The sequence below is a fragment of the Streptomyces sp. PH10-H1 genome (genome assembly GCF_030063355.1).
Classification (GTDB): Bacteria; Actinomycetota; Actinomycetes; order Streptomycetales; family Streptomycetaceae; genus Actinacidiphila.
Genome location: NZ_JASISZ010000031.1, coordinates 13920 through 31407 on the forward strand (window position 1 = coordinate 13920; position 17488 = coordinate 31407).

13 protein-coding genes, 1 tRNA gene and 1 pseudogene are annotated in these 17488 nt (G+C 71.6%); 9 read left to right on the plus strand and 6 right to left on the minus strand.

Annotation, left to right across the window (positions count from 1 at the left end; genetic code table 11):
• Positions 1-76: 76 nt before the first annotated feature.
• Positions 77-835, minus strand: coding sequence for an ABC transporter permease (locus QMK24_RS19590; RefSeq protein WP_502962588.1), 759 nt, complete (start codon positions 833-835; stop codon positions 77-79).
• Between the two features lie 278 nt (positions 836-1113).
• On the opposite strand from QMK24_RS19590, the gene QMK24_RS19595 reads away from it, so the two are divergent.
• The 6 genes from QMK24_RS19595 (at position 1114) to QMK24_RS19620 (ending at position 8788) form a co-directional block, all read left to right on the plus strand.
• Positions 1114-2721: an alkaline phosphatase D family protein gene (locus tag QMK24_RS19595; protein WP_283467593.1), complete on the plus strand. Its 1608-nt coding sequence runs from the start codon at positions 1114-1116 to the stop codon at positions 2719-2721.
• A 169-nt stretch (positions 2722-2890) separates the two neighbouring features.
• On the plus strand, positions 2891-5032 hold the full coding sequence (locus QMK24_RS19600; RefSeq protein ID WP_283467594.1) for an FAD/NAD(P)-binding protein: 2142 nt from the start codon (positions 2891-2893) through the stop codon (positions 5030-5032).
• Positions 5033-5122: 90 nt separating this feature from the next.
• The gene (locus tag QMK24_RS19605; protein WP_283467690.1) at positions 5123-5800 is read left to right on the plus strand and encodes a DedA family protein; all 678 of its coding nucleotides are present in this window, start codon (positions 5123-5125) and stop codon (positions 5798-5800) included.
• A gap of 110 nt (positions 5801-5910) precedes the next feature.
• Positions 5911-6267 (plus strand): DUF998 domain-containing protein, encoded by a 357-nt coding sequence (locus tag QMK24_RS19610; RefSeq protein ID WP_349307887.1) that lies wholly within the window; start codon positions 5911-5913, stop codon positions 6265-6267.
• Positions 6264-7109, plus strand: a complete 846-nt coding sequence (locus QMK24_RS19615) for an alpha/beta fold hydrolase (RefSeq protein WP_502962585.1) — start codon at positions 6264-6266, stop codon at positions 7107-7109. The genes QMK24_RS19610 and QMK24_RS19615 overlap by 4 nt, the downstream gene beginning before the upstream one ends.
• A gap of 245 nt (positions 7110-7354) precedes the next feature.
• Positions 7355-8788, plus strand: coding sequence for a family 2B encapsulin nanocompartment shell protein (locus QMK24_RS19620; protein ID WP_283467595.1), 1434 nt, complete (start codon positions 7355-7357; stop codon positions 8786-8788).
• Positions 8789-8872: 84 nt separating this feature from the next.
• Here QMK24_RS19620 and QMK24_RS19625 read toward each other — a convergent pair whose 3' ends face one another.
• From QMK24_RS19625 to QMK24_RS19635, 3 genes and pseudogenes are all read right to left on the minus strand, one after another.
• Positions 8873-9634: a bestrophin-like domain gene (locus tag QMK24_RS19625; protein ID WP_283467596.1), complete on the minus strand. Its 762-nt coding sequence runs from the start codon at positions 9632-9634 to the stop codon at positions 8873-8875.
• An 824-nt stretch (positions 9635-10458) separates the two neighbouring features.
• Positions 10459-10605: pseudogene (locus tag QMK24_RS19630) on the minus strand (M24 family metallopeptidase); the annotation flags it as partial.
• Positions 10606-10967: 362 nt separating this feature from the next.
• Positions 10968-11039, minus strand: a tRNA-Val gene (locus tag QMK24_RS19635).
• Between the two features lie 189 nt (positions 11040-11228).
• Between QMK24_RS19635 and QMK24_RS19640 the strand changes: the two genes are divergently transcribed.
• The 3 genes from QMK24_RS19640 to tmpA all read left to right on the plus strand — a co-directional run bounded on the left by QMK24_RS19640 (position 11229) and on the right by tmpA (position 14543).
• Positions 11229-12470 carry a hypothetical protein gene (locus QMK24_RS19640; protein ID WP_283467597.1) on the plus strand — a complete coding sequence of 414 codons (1242 nt, stop codon included), beginning with the start codon at positions 11229-11231 and terminating at the stop codon, positions 12468-12470.
• A gap of 81 nt (positions 12471-12551) precedes the next feature.
• On the plus strand, positions 12552-12764 hold the full coding sequence (locus tag QMK24_RS19645) for an FmdB family zinc ribbon protein (RefSeq protein WP_283467599.1): 213 nt from the start codon (positions 12552-12554) through the stop codon (positions 12762-12764).
• 162 nt (positions 12765-12926) lie between these two features.
• On the plus strand, positions 12927-14543 hold the full coding sequence (tmpA, locus tag QMK24_RS19650; protein ID WP_283467600.1) for a 2-trimethylaminoethylphosphonate dioxygenase: 1617 nt from the start codon (positions 12927-12929) through the stop codon (positions 14541-14543).
• A 135-nt stretch (positions 14544-14678) separates the two neighbouring features.
• Here tmpA and QMK24_RS19655 read toward each other — a convergent pair whose 3' ends face one another.
• On the minus strand, positions 14679-16598 hold the full coding sequence (locus QMK24_RS19655; protein ID WP_283467602.1) for a phosphocholine-specific phospholipase C: 1920 nt from the start codon (positions 16596-16598) through the stop codon (positions 14679-14681).
• 102 nt (positions 16599-16700) lie between these two features.
• On the minus strand, positions 16701-17429 hold the full coding sequence (locus tag QMK24_RS19660) for a GntR family transcriptional regulator (RefSeq protein ID WP_283467692.1): 729 nt from the start codon (positions 17427-17429) through the stop codon (positions 16701-16703).
• Positions 17430-17488 lie beyond the last annotated feature (59 nt).

Sequence of the window (17488 nt, forward strand, 5' to 3'; positions counted from 1 at the left end):
CTCCGGGCGCCGGCCCACCACGAGGGCGGGCAGTATGTCGACGGTCCGGCGAAGAGCTACTCCCCTTCTGCGCTTATCAGTCTACGCGACGGGTCAGCCGCCCCCGGGCGACCAGCTCCAGTACCGACGAGACCGCGACCGCCTGCACCACCAGCAGCGCGACGAGCACGAAGAGCTGAACCGCCCCTGCCATGACGGGTGATGCCCCGCCGAGCAGCATGCCGACGAATGCGCCCGGCAGAGTGACCAACCCCACAGTCCGCGTCTGGTCCAGGCCCGGCACGAGCGCGCCGGAGGCGGCGGGCCTGGCGATCTCCAGCCGCGCGTCGCGGTCCACGAAGCCCAGCGCCATGGCGGCCTCGACCTCGCCGTGCCGGCTGTGGAGCTCCTCCAGCGCACGGCGGCCGCCGAGGACCGTCGCGGTGAGCGCGCCGCCGATGAGGATGCCAGCGACGGGGATCAGCGCGATGCCGCCGAGGGGCACGAGACCGGTCAGTACGAGCAGCGCGACGACCGGCAGCGCGGACGCCCCGATCGGCACGGCCGCCCACTTCCAGCTGTCGTCGCGCGTGATCCGGCGCCCCGCGGTCCACACCGCGACCGCGTACATGACGGCGACGAAAGCGAGCAGCGCGAGCTGGTAGTGGACGACCCAGCCGATGAGGGACGAGACGGCCGCGAGCTGCAGGGCTGCGCGCAGCCCTGCGGTGGCGATACCGCGCGCGTAGTTCTCCTGCTCGTCCGCGAGGTGGGCGTACGCGGCGACTCCGGTGGCCACCACCAGCAGGACGGCCAGCACGATGCCGAGGGTGCGATTGACGGGGAGCAGCGAGATGGAGGCCGCGGACGTGACGGCGGCCGACGCGTGAGCGGCGAACACCGGGCCGGCGCCCACGGGACCGGTGAACGCGGCGGCGGAGAACGTCGTGGCGGTGAACGTGTGGGCGGTGAACGCGGTGGCGGCGGACGCGGAGACGAGCACGGGGGCCACTGTAGGCGTCCGGCGGCGGGACCCGCCGGAACCGACGGTGCGCCACCCCTCGGTCCGACGGGCAACTCCCGCCTCTCCTCCGGTGTCCGTAGTCTTGGGTGACGGAGGGGAGGCCGGTCATCATGGCTGAACTGCGTTTGGGGCCGCTGCTGCGGTACGTGGACGAGAACAGCGCGACCGTGTGGATCGAGGCCGACCGGCCCTGCGAGGCCGTCGTGGCCTGTGAAGGGGACGGCGGCGGCGCCGCCAGGACCTGGCAGGTCGCGGGCCACCACTACGCGCTGGTGCCGGTGACAGGACTGCGCCCTGGCACGGAAGCCCCGTACGCCGTGCGCCTCGACGGCCGCCAGGTGTGGCCGCCGCCCGGCTCCCCGTTCCCGCCCAGCGCCATCCACACCTCCGCCGGCGGCAGCGCTCCGCTGCGCGTGACGTTCGGCTCCTGCCGGTGGGCGGCGCCCGCGCACCACACCCACGACCCGGTCGGCCCCGACGCGCTCGCCTCCCTCGCCCGGGAGATCGTGCGGGACGGCGCCGCCCGCCCGGACGTACTGCTGCTGCTCGGCGACCAGGTCTACGCGGACGAGACCTCGCAGCCCACCCGCGACTGGCTCGCCCACCGCCGCGACCTCACCGATCCGCCGTGGGACCAGGTCGCGGACTATGAGGAGTACACCCACCTCTACTACGAGTCCTGGCTCGATCCCGAGGTGCGCTGGCTGCTGTCCACCGTCCCCAGCTGCATGATCTTCGACGACCACGATGTGATCGACGACTGGAACACCTCACAGGCGTGGCTCGGCACGATCCGCTCCACCGCCTGGTGGCAGGAGCGGATCCTCGGCGGCCTGATGTCGTACTGGGTGTATCAGCACCTGGGCAACCTCTCCCCCGCCGAACTGGCCGCCGATGAGCTGTTCCGCACCGTCCGCACCGCCGCCGACGGCACCGAGGCCGTCCGCGCCTTCGCCGCCCGCGCCGACGCCGATGCCGCGTCGGTGCGGTGGAGCTACCGGCGCGACTTCGGGCGCGTCCGGCTGCTGATGGTGGATTCCCGGGCCGCCCGCGTCCTGGAGGAGGACCGGCGCGCGATGCTCGACGACGGCGAGTGGGAATGGGTGCGCCGGCAGCTGCTGTCCGACGGCTCGTTCGATCACCTGCTGGTCGGCACCTCACTGCCCTGGCTGCTGCCGCACGCCGTGCACGCCGTCGAGGAGTGGGACGCGGCGCTGTGCCGGGGCGTACGGGGCCGGCGGTGGGCGGAGCGCGGCGAGAAACTGCGCCAGGCGGCCGACCTGGAGCACTGGGCGGCGTTCCGCACCTCCTTCGACGCGCTCGCGGACCTCTTCGCCGAGGTGGGCGGCGGGCCGCGGGCCCCCGCCGCCATCTGCGTGCTGTCCGGCGATGTGCACCACGCGTACATCGCCGAGGCGCACTGGCCGCGCCCGGTGCGCAGCCGCGTACTCCAACTGACCTGCTCCCCCATACACAACAGCGTCCCCGCCACGATCCGGGCGGGCTTCCGCTTCGGCTGGAGCCGGGCCGGGCGCTGGATCGGCCGCGCGCTCGCCCGGCACGGCCGGCTGCCCGCGCCCGTCGTCCGCTGGACGCGCCTCGGCGGTCCCTGGTTCGGCAACCAGCTCATGACCCTGACCCTGCGCGGCCGTTCGCTCGATCTCAAGGTCACAGGACCCAAGGGCTCGTTCACGCCCTCGACCCTCCGGCGGCGCTGAGCGGCAGAGCACTGAGAGGGATGTGACGCCGGGCGCCATACGAAACGAGCCGGGAAGTCCACGGGACCCTTTTCGGCCGGATGTTGGTATTCCGTTTCCGGCTCAGCCTGTTGGGCATGTTGCGCAGGATGGGTGATCCCCAGCCCCACCTGCCCGGGAGTACGCACACGTGCATGGACACACAACTGAACACGCCCTGGCCATCGTCGGTGCCGGGCCCCGCGGCACGAGCGTGCTGGAACGGATCTGCGCGAGCGCCCGCGAGCTGACGTCCGGCGCGGCACTGACCGTCCACGTCGTGGATCCGTCCCCACCTGGTCCCGGCAGCGTGTGGCGGACGGGCCAGTCGCGGGAACTGCTGATGAACACGGTGGCGTCGCAGGTGACGCTGTTCACGGACTCCAGCGTGGAGTGCGAGGGCCCGATCCTGCGCGGCCCCGGTCTCTACGCATGGGCGCGGTCCCTGCCGCACTCCGCGGGGGCGGACCGCTACGAGCCCTGGGTGCGGGCGCAGGCGCGGGCGCTGGGACCCGACGACTATCCGAGCAGGGCCTTCTACGGGCACTACCTGGAGTGGGTGTTCCGGCAGGTGCTGCGCGTGGCACCGGGCAGCGTCACCGTACGGGTGCACACGGCGCGTGCCGTGCGGCTGGAGGATGCGGCCGCTCCGCCCGGGGATGCGGGTGCGCCGCCCGGGGCGGGCCTGCAGACGCTCACCCTCGACGACGGCGGCACGCTGGACGGCCTGGCCGCCGTCATCCTGGCCCAGGGCCACCTGCCGGTCTCGGCCACCGAGCGGGAACAGGCCCTGGCCGACTACGCGGACGTCCACGGTCTGAGCCACTTCCCCCCGGCGAACCCCGCGGACCTCGACCTGTCCGCGATAGCCCCCGGCGAACCGGTGCTCATGCGCGGGCTCGGCCTCAACTTCTTCGACCACATGGCGCTGCTGACCTCCGGCCGGGGCGGATCGTTCCACCGGGTCGCGGACCCGCGTGGTGACCGGGCGGACGGCACGCTGAGATACCTCGCCTCCGGGCGCGAGCCGCGGATCTACGCCGGTTCGCGGCGCGGTATCCCGTACCACGCACGCGGGGACAACGCGAAGGGCCCGCACGACCGGCACCAACCGCTGCTGCTCACAGCGGCGGCGATCGAAGGCCTGCGCGGGCGCGCCGCGTCCGGCGACCTGCCCGACTTCGTGGCGGATGTGTGGCCGCTGGTCGCAAAGGAGGTCGAGACGACGTACTACTGCGGTCTGCTGTCGGGGACCGGCGACCTTTCCGGCGGTCTCTCCGGCGGTCCATCGCGCGGCTCTTCCGTCGACCTGTTCCGCGACCGGTATCTGCGCGCCCCGCACGGCGGCGCCGAAGAGGCCGCGCTGCTCGACGAGTTCGGGATACCGGCGGCGGACCGGTGGGACTGGACCCGGCTGGCCCACCCGCACCGGGGTGCCGCCTTCGACGGCCGCGCGTCCTTCCGCGGCTGGCTGCTCGGCCATCTGCGGCAGGACGTGGCGCAGGCCCGGCTCGGCAACGTGGACGGGCCGCTCAAAGCGGCCCTGGACGTCCTGCGGGATCTGCGGAACGAGCTGCGGCAGGTGGTGGACCACAGCGGACTGGCGGGCGCGTCGCACCGCGACCACCTGGACCGCTGGTACACGCCGCTGAACGCCTTCCTGTCGATCGGGCCGCCACGGCGCCGGGTCGAGGAGCTGGTGGCGCTGATCGAAGCGGGCGTGGTGGACATACTGGGCCCACGGCTGGAGTTGGGAACCGACGGCGGTCCGTACTTCACGGCCGAGTCGCCGGACGTGCCGGGATCGCGGATCCGGGCCACCACGCTGATCGAGGCCCGGCTGCCGGAGCCGGATCTGCGCAGGACCGCCGACCCGCTGCTCGCCCGGCTGCTGGCGGCCGGCGCCTGCCGCCCGTACCGGGTGGGCGGTTACGAGACGGGCGGAGTCGATGTCACGACACGCCCGTACCGGCTGATCGACCGGCGGGGGCGGGCCCATCCCCGGCGCTTCGCCGTGGGCGTGCCGACGGAAGGCGCGCACTGGGTGACGGCGGCCGGGGCGCGGCCCTGGGCCAACTCGGTCACGCTGGCCGACGCTGACGCCGTGGCCAGGGCCGCGCTGCTGATGGTCACCGGCCGGCCGCCCTTCTCCGCGGTCCCGGAACCGGCCACGGACCGTGTCACGGACCCGGTTCCCGGCCGCCCCGCGGACCCCCTTCCCGGCCGCCCTTCACTCGGTGTCCGGGATATTCCCCGCACCGTGTCTCGAACATCACCCACCCCTCTCCCGTAACACCCAGCACCTCTGGCGTACGCTGTACGGCTGGGAGCGGATGAAGATCCGCCCATCCGTGAATAGGCATACGTCGGACGAGGAGGCATGGTGCTCGAGGGTCTGAGCTCCTTGTTCGACTGGCCATGGATTTACGTCCTCGTGGCGCTGTCGGTACTGCTCGATGTGTTCGTCCCGATCCTGCCCAGCGGGGTGCTGGTGATCAGCGCCGCGACCGCGGGCACCACGGGTGCGGGCGGCGACATCATGGATGTGGTCGCCCTGCTGGTGTGCGCGGCCATCGCCTCCTGCGTCGGCGACATCGCCGCCTACCGGCTGGCCTGGCGCGGCGGCGACTGGTTCGACCGCCGCATGGCACAGTCCCGCAGGCTGTCCACCGCTCAGGAGCGGCTGGGCCAGGTGCTCACGGAGGGCGGCGGGGCGCTCGTCGTCCTCGCCCGCTTCGCACCGGCCGGCCGTTCCGTGGTGAGCCTGGGCGCGGGTGTGGCGCACCGCCGGCCCAAGGAGTTCCTGCCGTGGTCGGCGCTGGCCGGGGTGGCCTGGGCGACGTACAGCGTGGGCCTGGGGTACCTCGGCGGCGAGTGGCTGGGCGCGAGCTGGCTCGGCAGCGTCATGTCGCTGGTCGCCCTGTGCGGTTCGGGCGCGCTGGCCGCCTATGTCTTCCGCCGCGGCCGCCGCACCGCGATGGCGGCGGCGCTGGCCACCGTGCCGCTGACCATCCCGCCGCAGACCGCCGCCGACCGGGGCACGGTCGTCGAGGCGCTCTGACGCCCCTGCACCACCCCTGCCCGGCCCGCCCCGTTCCCCCTGGCTTCGGTTTCCGCCCGACGGCCGGCCCGCATCCCCGGCAAATGGCGTGCGGCGGGGATCATGGGGGCATGCAGCCCGCCGCCCCCCGCTCCCGGACCGTCGCCGCCGGGCTGCTGCTCGGCGCGGCGGCCTACACCGCGTGGGTCCTGGAGGTCGTGCCGGCCACCGGCCTGGACCCGGTCAACGCCTACGTCAGCGAGCTGGCCGCCGCCGACCAGCCGCTGGGCGGCCTCTTCCGCGCCACCGACCTCGCCGCCGGGCTCGCGGTGTCCGCCGCCGCCGTGATCGCCCTGCTGCGCCTGCCGCGCCGCCCCGTGGTCGGTCGTGGGCTGGGCGGCTCGGCCACCTCCGTCGGCACGCCCGCTCCGCCCGCTCCGTCGGCCCCGTCTGTTCCGTCCCCTGCCTCGCGAGGTGAATCCGAGTGATCCTGCGCATCGGCGGGGTGCCACTGCACGTCCTGCGGGAGGGCTCGGGACCGGTGTGCGTGCTCAGCGGCGGCCTGGGCTGCTGCTGGTTCGACTGGGACCCGGTCGTCCCGCTGCTCGCCCCGCACCGCACGGTCGTGCGCTTCGACCGGCCGGGCTTCGGGCTGAGCGCCCCGCTCCTCGTACCGCCGACGGCGGCCGGGGAGGCCGACCGGATTCTGGGCGTCCTGGACGCGCTGGGCCTGAACGGGCCGGCGACCGTGGTCGGGCACTCCATCGCGGCCTTCCACGTGGAGGCGTTCGCCCGGCTGCATCCTGGCCGCACGGCGGGCGTGGTGCTGGTGGACGGCAGCGTAGAGGAGGACCCCCGGCCCGCACCCGCCGTGGAGTGGCGCACCGGCGCCGCCACACTGTTCGCCCGGGGGCTGAGCGCCGCCGCCCTGCCGTACACGCTGGGCCCGGCCACCCGCCGGCTCACCGTACGGATGTCGAGGTCGCGGGGCGGCGATCCGGCGCCCGCCGGCCTCGTACGCCGCTGCTACGGCACCTCGCGCCATCTGCGGGCCGCCCTGCTGGAGAACGCCCGCTACCTCGACGTTGCGGCCGAACTCGCCGCCCTGCGCGAGCGCGCGCCCCTCCCGCCCGTGCCGGTGACCGTGCTGGCCGCCGACGGCGGTGGCCGGTCGCACCGGCAGCGGCGCTGGCTGGAGCGGCAGCGCGCCCTCGCGGACACCCTCGGCGCCCGCTTCACGACGGCTGCCCCCGCCGGCCACCTGGTGATGCTCGATCACCCGGCGGCCGTCGCGGAGGCGGTCCTGGCGGCGAGCGCCGGCCCGGTCTGACGGTCTACAGCCAGATGTCGGCCGACTCCTTGGCGAACACCGCGGTCCTGGCGGTCAGTTCCGTCAGCGGAGTGACTCCATACCTTGCCAGATGGGGACACTGTCCCCATCGGCCAAAAGTCCCTTCCCCCCGTACCAAGGTTCGGTGTTTTAGTCTCACTCGATCCGGCGATAGCCAGCGCGGAGGGTGACGAAAAGAATGGTTCTGCATTCCACACCTCACCTCCTAGTGCGAAGGACTACGCATGTCGGTTGATGCGGGCCAGGACGCCGCTCTCAGCACCCCGGGCGCCCCGGGGAACAGTTCGGCGCACACCAGCCTTGATACGGCTGCCGCCCGGAATCTGGCGACCACCACCAAGTCCGCACCACAGATGGCGGGGATCTCCTCCCGTTGGCTGTTGCGCATGCTGCCCTGGGTCCATGTCTCGGCCGGCACCTACCGGGTCAACCGCCGACTGACCTACTCGGTCGGCGACGGCAAGGTGACGTTCGTCAAGACCGGCTCACAAGTGCGGGTCATCCCGGCCGAGTTGGGGGAAATCGCGCTGCTCCGCGCGTTCGACGACCCCGCGGTGCTCACCGCGCTCGCCGACCGCTTCACGCAACGCGAGTTCGCCCCCGGCGAGCTCCTGGCCGAGGCGGGAGCGCCCGCCGACACCCTCTACCTGATCGCCCACGGCAAGGTCGAGAAGCTCAGCGAGGGATCGTACGGCGAGCAGAATCGTCTCGGCGTCCTCGCCGACGGGTCCCACTTCGGCGAACAGGGCCTCCTGCAGGACGAGAACCTCTGGGAGTTCACCGCCAGGGCCGCGACCACCACCACCGTCCTGGCCCTGCCCCGACAGGACTTCCAAGCCCTCGCCGACCAGTCCGCACCCTTGCGCGCGCACGTGGAGGCGTTCCGGGCCATTCCCCGCCAGCGGGTGAACAAGCGCGGTGAGGCGGCCATCGAGCTGGCGTCGGGCCACAAGGGCGAGGCGGATCTGCCCAGCACCTTCGTCGACTACGAACTCGCGCCGCGCGAATACGAGTTGAGCGTGGCCCAGACCGTGCTGCGGGTGCACAGCCGGGTCGCCGATCTCTACAACGAACCGATGAACCAGATCGAGGAGCAGCTCAAGCTCACCATTGAGGCGCTGCGCGAACGCCAGGAACACGAGCTCATCAACAACCGCGAGTTCGGGCTTCTGCACGCCGCCGACTACGACCAGCGGATCCAGCCGCACGCCGGCCCGCCGCTCCCCGACGACCTGGACGAACTGATCAGCCGCCGCCGCGGCACCCGCTTCCTGCTCGCCCATCCCCGCACCATCGCCGCCATCGGCCGCGAATGGACCCGCAAGGGCCTCTACCCGGACTCCGTCGAGGTCAGCGGCAGCACGGTACCCGCCTGGCGCGGCGTACCCATCCTGAGCTGCAACAAGATTCCGATCAGTGACGCTCGTACCAGCTCGATCATCGCGGTGCGTACCGGGGAGGACAACCAGGGCGTCATCGGCCTGCGCCAGACCGGCATCCCCGATGAGTACGAGCCCGGCCTCAACGTGCGCTTCATGGGCATCAGCGAAAAGGCCATCATCAGCTACCTCGTCAGCGCCTACTACTCCGCCGCCGTCCTGGTCCCCGACGCGCTCGGTGTGCTGGAGAACGTCAACGTCGCCAACTGGCGGGACTAGGGCCGGGACCAGCGCCCGCTACGAGAGGCGGCCGGGGATTCTCCCCCGGCCGCCGCCTCCGTCCGTGCCCCGCTCCGCTCCGCGTTACTTCAGCGCCGGGAACAGGTCCCGGAAGACATCGGCGCTGACCGCGATGCCCCGGCCGAATGGCGCGTCGAGGTCCCAGATCAGGAACAGCAGGAACGCGATCAGCGCACTGAACAGGCCGGCCAGCAGCAACTCCCGCCCAGAGCGGCGGATCTGCAGCGTGAAGATCAGCCCCACCGTCGCCAGAGCACCCGCGATGAGACCGAACCACACCATCCCCGGCATCGTCGCCCCGGCCTTCTGGCCGCGCGCGGTACGCGCCTCGTCCGCCACCGCGACCTGGTCCACCATCGGCTGGTACGCCTGCGCGTCCAGATCCCCCTTCGGCGCGTAGTCCGTCACGCCCCGGCGCACCACCGACAGCAGTTCCGTCCCCTGCGGGGAGAGGGTGCCGTGGTCGGTCATGTACGGCCACTCCTGGTGGATCACATAGCTGACGTACGCGTCGACGTCCGCCCGGATCCGGTCCCGCACCCCGGGCGGATACACCTGCACCCGCGTGCTCACCTCATGCAGGGCCTGTGCCTCGCGCATCACATCGTCCTGCGCCGCGCTCTGCCCCTCCCACACGCCCGCGATGGCCAGGCCCAGAACGATCGCGTAGATCACCCCGATCATCATCGTCATGTACTCGATGACGTCCGGCGTCTCCGTGGGGTCGTCGTCCACCGGGACGCGCCGCTGTCTGAGCACGACGACAGTGACGACGACCACGCAGGCCGCGGCCATCGCGATCACCAGAACAATCCACTGCGACATTCGGAACTCCTAGCTGACTGAACTGACAGCGGGTCAACGGGCCCTGCCGTGCGCGCGTGACCCCGGCCGCAGCACAGCCGCCGCGAGCAGTCCCGGCACCGTCGTGAGAAGCATCGTCATCATCAGCGGCCGCTGATGGTGCTTCGGGGCCGGCGGAGGTGCGACGCGCTTCGGCCAGTGGACGGCCGGGCGCGGAGGCGGGGCGTGCCGCGGGGACGGGGTGGGCGCGGGGCTGGTCGCAGGCGTGGGCGTCGGCTCGACGCGGGGTGCCGGCGCCGCCCGTGGGGGCGCCACGGGCGCTCGACGCGTGGGCTGCGGCGCCGGTTGCGGCGTGGGCGCACGGGTCAGCGCCGGGGTGGGTGCGGGGGTGGGGCTCGGCGTCGGGGTCGGTGTCGGGGTCGGTGAAGGCGTCGGCGTGGGTGTCGGTTCCGGGCACGGCGGCTCGTGCTCGTGCCCATGGCAGTGACAGGGCCAGTACCAGTGCCGGTGCTCATGGCAGGGGCAGTGCCCGAGCCACAGCTGAACGTCCAACGGCTGAACGTCCAACGGCTGAACATGAACGCAGACCCGTAAGGAGCCCTGCCCCGCCTGAACCGAGACCGGGCCCGGACACGGGTCGTCCGCCACCGCCACCGGTACCAGCAGCCCCGATCCGCACAGCGCGGTCCCCGCCACCACCACTGCCCCGCGCAGGGCAGCCCTTCCCCACCGATTTCTCACAGGACAGATCTTGAGGCCCGCCGGCTCGCGACTCTGCCCGTGTTCGAACCCGTTCCCCCGAACGAATCAACGCATGGTCGTTAAACCTCGGGCCGGGTCGGGGATCAGGCGACGATCCGCATCTCGTGCGGCGTGCCGTTGAGCCGCCGCCCGCCCGCCTCCGTACACATCACGATGTCCTCGATCCGCACCCCGAAGCGCCCCGGCAGATAGATGCCCGGCTCGATCGAGAAGCACATCCCCGGCACGAGCGGCTGCTCCTCGCCCTCAGCAGGTGCATCGCCCACGCCGAATCGGAGATCCCGCACCGGCCGTCGGGCCGCAGCAGGCCGATCGCCGTCGGCTGATATCCGCACAAATACACCAGATCCGGCCCCGGCGTCACCACCAGCCCTGCCAGCCCCGCTCCGGCCGCCGCCTTCGCGGCACGCGTCATCCGCGCCGCGTAGTCCTCCCACGTGAACGGCTGGATACCCGCCATGGCTCCTCCTGAGGCCGCCGGACCATACGGTTTCCAGCCTCGGGGGTGACCACGCGGCCCGCCAGTCAGGGGTCGGAGACGCCGGGAGCCCCCGGCCATGGCTGGCCGGGGGCTCCCGGATCGATCGTGCGGTGGGCGTGGACGGGTTCGAACCGCCGACCAGCGCCGTGTAAAGGCGCTGCTCTACCACTGAGCTACACGCCCGCGGAACGTGAAGTGACAGATTACATCGCCGACCCCTGTGCTCCTCAACCCGATACCAAGAGCGGGTAAAGCATCGCCCGGCGTTCGGTCACGTGTCCGTGCAACCGGCCCGGGCCGTGTATTCGTCTTGGTCAGGTGGGAGACTGGAGCCGACAGACACCAGCGGCGGACCTGCGGGAGAGAGTCACTGTGACGACGGCACGCTCGTGGTGGCGGCGCGGCGACAATCTGCGCGCTGATGCCCAGGCCGCGAAGGACGCCGCATCGCAGGCCTTCTATGAGCTGGACACCGCGCAGCGGGATCTCGAGATGTCGATAGAGACCATCAAAGCGGTCGACAGCTCTCCTGCCGCGCAGCGCGCGCTGGCCGGGTTCCGGGCGCTCGGGGAACAGATCGACCAGGTGAGCGGGGCCTACATCGCCACCGTTGACGCGCATGACCTGGACCGCGATGAGCTGGACGCGTCCACCGCCGCCCGGGCCCGCAGCGAGCTGACGAAGGCGAAGGACGATCTCGACCGGGCGAAGGCAGACCTGGAGCGGTTCGCGCAGAGCCTGGGGCCGCTGCTGGGGAAGGCCGAGACGCAGTTGGCGCGGTTGGCGCCCGCGGTCGAACGGGCCCGGCACGGGCTGTTGGCGGCGAGCAACGCGCTGGACGCGGTGCGGGCCGCGGGGCTGAAGGCCGATGACCTCGCGGCGCGGCTGGCGGCGCTGTCGCCGGAGCTGACGAAGCTGAATCAGGGAGCCGGTACGCACGGCGTGCCGGAGACGCTGACGCGCGCGGAGGATGTGCAGCGCCGCGCGGAGGCGGTCAGGGCGGAGGCGTCACGACTGCCGGAGCAGGCGAAGGAGATCGACAAGCGGCTGGTCAGCCTGCGGACCCGCACCGAGGCGCTGGCGACCAGGGCCGCGGGCGTCGATCCGGTCCTCAGTGAGCTGCGGCGGCGTTTCTCCCTGGCGTGCTGGCAGGACCTGCAGCAGGTTCCGGCGCAGGCGGAGGTCGCGGTGACGCAGGCCGGGGCGAAGCTCGCGGAGGCCGCGAAGGCGCGCGACGAGCAGCGCTGGGCGGACGCGACCTCACGGCTGAGCACGGTACGGGCGCTGCTGGACGACGTGGACGGGTCGGTCTCCTCGGCCGGCGACCGGCTGCGGCGGCTCAATGAGGTCCGCAAGGATCCGAAGGCCGAGGTCGAGAAGACCCGGTTCGCCATCCGAGACGCGCAGCGGCTGGCGATGCAGGGCCGCACCACACCGGAGCACCGGCATGCCCGTCCGCTGGACGACGCGGTGGGGCGGCTGGACCGGGCGGTGGCAGAGCTGGAAGGCCGGCATCCGGACTACTGGCACTTCCTGACCGAGACGGCGGCGGTGCGGGAGACCGCGAACCGGGTCGTCGCCAATATCCGTGAGGACCGTGCGCAGGGGCGCTGAGCGTGCGGGGGTTGCGTGCGGGGATTGCGTGCGGGGGTTGCGTGCTCATCCTGCTCGAGGTGCCGGGGCTATTCTTCGGGCATGCCCCGATACGAGTTTCGCTGCCGGTCCTGCGGCACCACCTTTGAGCTGAACCGGCCGATGGCCGAGTCGTCCGCCCCCGCGAGCTGCCCGGACGGGCATGACGACACCGTGAAGCTGCTGTCGGCGGTCGCCGTGGGCGGCACCGCCGCTCCCGCGTCGGGCTCCGGCGGTGGCGGCGGCGGGTGCTGCGGGGGTGGCTGCTGCGGCTGACCGCGCCGCCGCACTCTCCGGTCCCGTTTACCGGTCCCGTTCACCAGTCCCGTTCACCGGTCCCGTTCACTCTCCGGACATTCGGCCGTCCGCCGGTCCTCATGGGCGTGTGCCAGGTTCTCCATGAATTCAAAGTTGGCTGGACAACTTATGGAGGACGTGATGGACCTGACCCGCCTCCCGGCGGCCTGGCTCCGGGACAACTGCGGCTGCTCGTTGTGCCGCGATCCGCGCAATGGTCAGAAGCTCTTCCACATCACCGATCTGCCGCAGGAGTTGGCCATCGGGGACGTACGGGAGCGGGCCGGCGGAGCCTCGTTCGAGGTGGAGTGGGTTCCTGACGGACATCGGTCTGTGTACGCGCTGGAGTGGCTGACAGAGTCGGCACCGAGCGGCGACGGCCGTTCCGGAGACGGTCGTACCGAGGACGGCAAGCAGCTGTGGCGCGCGGCGGCGCTCGACGGGCGGCTGCCCGAGGCCGACTGGGAGGCGTATCTCGCGGAACCGGCCGAGCGGATACGGGTGCTGGAGTCCGTCCAGCGGCTCGGCTTCGCGCTGCTGCGGGGAGTGCCGTGCCGCGAACGGCAGGTGCTGGCCGTCGCGGAGACGTTCGGCTACGTGCGGGAGACGAACTACGGCTCCCTGTTCGACGTCCGCGTCGAGGCGGACCCGAACAATCTCGCCTTCACCGGCGCCGCGATCACCCCGCACACCGACAACCCGTACCGCGACCCCGTGCCGACGCTGCAGCTGCTGCACTGTCTGACGAATGCCGCCACCGGCGGTGACTCGGGGCTCGTCGACGGCTTCGCCGCCGCCGCGCTGCTGCGCGACGAGGACCCGGCCGCGTACGAGGTGCTGACCCGCACCCTCGTGCCGTTCCGTTTCGACGACGCCCGGAGCGCGCTGCGCGCGGACCGGCCGCTGATCGACGTGGACCCGCTCGGGCGGATCCGCGAGGTCCGGTTCAACAACCGGTCCATCGGGACGCTGCGGCTCTCGGCGGAAGAGCTGGACTTGTTCTATGCCGCGTATCGGCGGTTCGGCGCCCTGTTGCTGCGGGACGATCTGCGGCTCGATTTCCGGCTGGCGCCCGGTGACTGCCTGATCTTCGACAACACCCGTCTGCTGCACGCCCGTACCGCCTTCGCCGAGAGCGGTGAACGTCATCTGCAGGGGTGTTACGCCGATCTCGACGGGCTCGCGAGCACGCTGGAGGTGCTGCGGCGCGAGCAGCCGCTCGATGAGCTGGCCGCTCTCTTCGAGGGCGCGGGCGCCGAGCAGTATCTGGGCGAGGAGATCACCCAGGCCCAGCACATGCTGCAGGCCGCTGCGCTCGCGGAGGCGGCCGGGGCGGGTGCTTCGCTGGTCGCCGCCGCACTGTTGCATGACGTGGGGCATTTTCACGGGCCTGTGAGTGGGGCTGACCTGATGGCTTCCGACGGTACGGACAACCGGCACAGTCACACGGGTGCGGAGCGGCTGGCGCGGTGGTTCGGGCCCGAGGTGACCGAGCCGGTGCGGCTGCATGTCGCCGCGAAGCGGTATCTGTGCGCGGTCGAGCCGGACTACTTCGGGAAGCTGTCGGAAGCCTCGGTTCATACGTTGCGGGTGCAGGGCGGACCGATGTCCTCGGCGGAGGTGCGCGCCTTTGAGGACGAGGACTTCGGGGCCGATGCTGTGCGGCTGCGACGGTGGGACGAGGCCGCCAAGCGGGTTGACGCGCGGACGCCGGATTTCGCGCACTTCCGGCCGTTGCTCGCGGGGTTGTTGCGGTAGGCCGTCAAGGGGTCGGTGCCGCGGCGGGGTATCTCCCCGGGCGGCGAACGCTCGTGTCAGCGGAACAGCGCGGGTTGAGTTCGTTCGCCGCCCTGCGGGGACACCCCGCCCCGTCCCCTCCGGCCGTCGTCGGCCCTAAGGCTGGAGCCGTCCCGCGAAGCGGCGGGCGAAGCCGTCGCCGGTGTCAGCCGTCACCGTGAAGTCGTAGCGGCCCGCGTTGGTGGCGGGGACCACCGCTGCCTCCGAGCCGCCCGGGGCCACCGTGATCTGCTGGGTGGGGAGGGTGAACGTTGCTGCTTTTCCACCTGTGTTGGTGAGCGTGAGGCGGATTCCGTTTGGCTCTTCCACTGCTGCTATTTCCGGGTGCGCCTTTGCCGGGTTCGTCCACGTGCGGACGTCGCCCTGGTAGCCGCGCAGGAATCCGTCCGGGCCGTGGGTGTCGATGTCGTACGGGCCGCCGCTGACGGACTGGGCGCTGAAGTAGTCGGTGACGCTGCCGCCCACGGGCAGGGTGTAGCGCCAGGCGCCGAACCTGCGGTGGTTGACGGTGTACATCGACAGGCCCGCGCCGAGGGTGCCCAAGTTGTCGATGGTGATCCAGAGCAGGCCCTTGGCCGTGTCGGTGCGCGAGGAGGACCCGAAGCGGTAGCCGGTTGGCAGGGACGGGCGGTCGCCGGGCTCGACCTCGGGGAAGTGCTGGACCAGCGGAGGGAAGAGGGGCGGGAGGACTTTTTTGTGCTGCTCCGCCAGGTCGGCCAGGAGTTTCTTGGTGTCGGGGAGGGGCGGGAACGTTGTGGCGGGCGTGCGGAAGTCGAAGGCCGACATCAGGTCTCCGCAGACCGTGCGGCGCCAGGCGGAGATGTTGGGTTCCCGTACGCCCGTCCAGTTCTCCAGGAAGCGCAGCACCGAGGTGTGGTCGAAGACCTCGGAGTTGATGCGGCCGCCCCGGCTCCAGGGGGAGATGACGATCATCGGGACGCGCGGGCCGAGGCCGATCGGGGCGCCGTTGATGAACTCGTCGGGGGTGCCGTCGGGTGCGGCCGGAGGGATGACGTGGTCGAAGAAGCCGTCGTTCTCGTCGTAGTTGAGCAGGACGACGGTCTTGGCCCAGACCTCGGGGTGCGCGGCCAGTGCCTCCAGTACGTAGGAGGAGGTGAAGTCCGCGCCCTGGGCCGGCGGGTGGTTGGGGTGCTCCGACTGGTCGGTGGGGGCCACCACCCAGCTGACGGCCGGGAGATTTCCGGCGGCGACGTCCTGCGCGAAGTCGTCGGGGCCCCGCTTGACCATGCCGTTCACATGGAGCGGGGAGTCCTTGGATGCGTTCTGGTACTGCTTGAACCAGGCCAGGGCGTTGTCGTCGTAGTTGTCCTCCTGCTGGTACACCTTCCAGGAGACGCCGGCGGCCTGGAGGCGCTCCGGATAGGTGGTCCAGGCGTACCCCTTCTCGCTGTTGTCGACGACGGGGCCGCCGCCGGTGCCGTGCGGGTCGACCATGCCGGACCACAGGTAGAGGCGGTTGGGGTTGGTGGACGCCATGGTGGAGCAGAAGTACTGGTCGCAGAGGGTGAAGGCGTCGGCGAGGGCGTACTGGAAGGGGATGTCCTGGCGCCGGTAGTAGCCCATCGTGTACCAGCTCTTGGCGGGCACCCAGTTGTTGTACTGACCGTTGGCCCAGGCGCTGTGAGTGCCGTCCCAGGAGTGGTCGAGGTCGAAGATCCGCTGGGCATCGGAGGTGGCGGTGTCCAGGTGCCAGGGCAGCAGGGTGGTGCCGCCGACGGAGCCGAGGAGTCGCTGGTGCAGGACGTCGGAGCCGTTCGGGAAGCGGAGCAGAGAGCTGTCACCGTAGCCGCGGGCCCCGTTCAGGGTGCCGAAGTAGTGGTCGAACGAGCGGTTCTCCTGCATCAGGACCACGACGTGTTCGACATCGTCCAGTGTGCCCTGCTGTGCCGGTGCGGCCAGTGCCTGCTGCAGGCCGGCGGGCAGGGCGCCGGCGCCGAGGGCGGCGCCGGTGGCGACGGCCGAACCCAGCAGCGTACGGCGGGAGATGGGGGACACGGGGCCTCCTGGTCAGAGAGGTAAATGAGGGTTACTGGCGGGTAGCGGTAGCGATGATCGCAGCCGCACATGAACTTAGGAAGACCAGTGACCGACGTTTCGTCAGATTCCTGTGTGCCGGGAGAGGGAGGTGACCGCAGTCGAGTTGTGGACGGTGAAGGCCACCGTTCCCGGCAGGTAGCGGTCCTGCGACCACTCCACGGGGAAGCCCGCCGGGTCGGTGGTGCGGCGCCGCTCGCGCAGCAGCGGATCGCCCTCCAGGCAGCCGAGCAGCCGGGCGTCGTCCGCGTCGGCGAGGGTCAGGTCGATGGTGTGGTGGGCGTCGGTGAACAGTACGCCCTGCTCCTGGAGCGGCACGGTGTGCGAAACCGCGTGGGGGTCGAGCGCCTCGACGAGGGCGCCTATGTGCTCGGGGTAGACGGTGCGTTCCACCATCACCGGCGCACCGGAGAGGGTGCGTACCCGCAGGACGCGGTAGACCACGGCGTCCGGCCGCAGGCGGAGTTGTTCGCGTTCGAGTTCGTCGGCGGGGCCCCTGACGATCTCCACCACCCGGCCGCCGGGTTCCTCGCCGATGGAGCGGGCCCAGCGGGTGAAGCTGAGGAGTTCACCGAAGCTCTGGACGCGTGCGGTGCCGAGGACGACCCGGCGGGTGCCGCGCCGTGAGGTGACCAGTCCGTCGGCGCGCAGTACGGCCAGGGCCTGCCGGACGGTGCCGCGCGAGACGCCGTAGCGGGTGGCGAGATCGCTTTCCGCGGGCAGCCGGCCGCCGGAACCGTAGGCGCCGTCGGCGATGGCCTGCCGCAGATCGGCGGCCACCTTCCGGTACATCGTCTGCCGGCCGTCCGCCACGCTGCTCCCCCACGTCTTCCGCTGCTCCGGCGTCGAGC